The organism is Vibrio sp. 2033 (assembly GCF_033339735.1).
The window spans coordinates 1-1,653 of record NZ_JAWOVC010000074.1 but is presented as its reverse complement, the minus strand read 5'-3'; the positions used below and the strand labels follow the sequence as shown (position 1 = coordinate 1,653).

The window sequence follows — 1,653 nt, the reverse complement described above, 5'->3', positions numbered from 1 at the left end:
GCGGCGTTTTTATTTTCTAGAGATCCCACCCATGGCAATGCTTGAGTACAACCCACCGACAGATCCTTGGATCGACATCGTTTTTGAGGACGACCATATCTTGGCTGTGAATAAGCCGTCTGGTTTGTTGTCAGTTCCGGGACGTCTTGCAGAACACCATGACAGCATGTGGAGTCGTTTACAGGAGGAGTACCCAGATATCCAAGTCGTGCATCGCTTAGATATGTCGACGTCGGGATTGATGGTACTGGCTAAAAACAAGCGAGCAGAAAGTGCGTTGAAAAAGCAGTTCCAGTTCCGCTTAACGCATAAAAATTACTACGCACGCGTTTGGGGTCATGTCGAGCAGGAAGAGGGAGAAATCGATCTGCCATTGATCTGTGACTGGCCAAACCGTCCGCTGCAAAAAGTGTGTTTTGAAGACGGTAAGCCATCAAAAACTCTCTTCCAAGTCGCGAAGCGAGAAGAACATGAAGACGGAACAAAGACGACCATCGTACGTTTACTGCCTATTACTGGCCGCTCACATCAATTGCGTGTGCACATGCAAGCGTTGGGTCACCCTATTGTTGGTGACGAGTTCTACGCGACCGAAGAAGCCAAAGTCTTCTCTGAGCGTTTGGAACTGCACGCTTCTGAACTGAGCTTCTACCACCCGAAAAGTCACTGGCTCCGCAGTATTTTTGTTCCGTGTGACTTTTACCAGGAAGCCGAAGAGATGATCTTTGACTATTTCGATCCAGAGCGTAAATTACCTGATTACAAAACACTGCCACGCCCATAAATAGATTTCATTAGGCAGTGAACAAGGAGCCGTTATGTCACTGCCTAAAGTGGTCTTTCTCGACCGCGCCACCATTCCCAATCACATTCAAGTCCCGCGCCCTGAGTTTCCTCATCATTGGATGGAGTATGCACTGACACCGCCTGAGTTCGTGGTTGAACGCTTGGCTGATGCCGATATCGTCATCAGCAATAAAGTGGTGTTGGATCAATCGGTACTTTCGCAGCTGCCTCAGCTCAAGATGATTGCTGTTGCGGCGACAGGGTTTAACAATGTCGAAGTGAACTATTGTGCTGAACATGGCATTGCAGTCGCGAACGTGCGTGGTTATGCCACTCAATCTGTTCCTGAGCATGTGATCGCGATGTTGTTTGCTTTGCGTCGAAACTTGTTTGGGTACCATCAAGATATTGCGGCTGGCGAATGGCAGCGTAATAAGCAGTTCTGCTTTTTTACTCATTCCATCGGGGATGTTGGCGGCAGTACACTAGGTGTCGTCGGTAGTGGTGCATTGGGGCAAGCCACGGCGAATCTGGCTCAAGCGCTAGGAATGACCGTTTTATTTGCGGAGCGTAAAGGCGCGGCAGAATGTCGACCAGGTTATGTGCCATTTGAGGAAGTGTTGAAACACTCTGACGCGTTGACTTTGCACTGTCCGCTTAACGAGCATACGCAGAATTTGATTGGCAAAGTCGAGTTACAGCAAATGAAACCAAACGCGATTCTAATCAACACCGGTCGAGGCGGTTTGGTTGATGAGCAAGCGTTGGTGGATGCTCTAAAACAGGGGGAGATCGCAGCAGCAGGTTTTGATGTATTTACTCAGGAGCCTGCCGATGAGAGCAACCCTCTGATCGCTAATATTCACT

At 48.9% G+C, this 1,653-nt stretch carries 2 protein-coding genes; both read left to right on the top strand.

Going from position 1 to position 1,653, the window contains the following annotated elements:
- Positions 1-31: 31 nt before the first annotated feature.
- Positions 32-784, top strand: coding sequence for a bifunctional tRNA pseudouridine(32) synthase/23S rRNA pseudouridine(746) synthase RluA (rluA, locus tag R7P74_RS24665; RefSeq protein ID WP_318123280.1), 753 nt, complete (start codon positions 32-34; stop codon positions 782-784).
- A 34-nt stretch (positions 785-818) separates the two neighbouring features.
- Positions 819-1,653 (top strand): D-2-hydroxyacid dehydrogenase (locus tag R7P74_RS24660; RefSeq protein WP_318123279.1); only part of this gene is annotated, 835 nt, incomplete at its 3' end.

Bases quoted from the DNA above. Each gene is read 5' to 3' on its own strand.
- rluA (WP_318123280.1), top strand. From the start codon at position 32: ATGGCAATGCTTGAGTACAACCCACCGACAGATCCTTGGATCGACATC.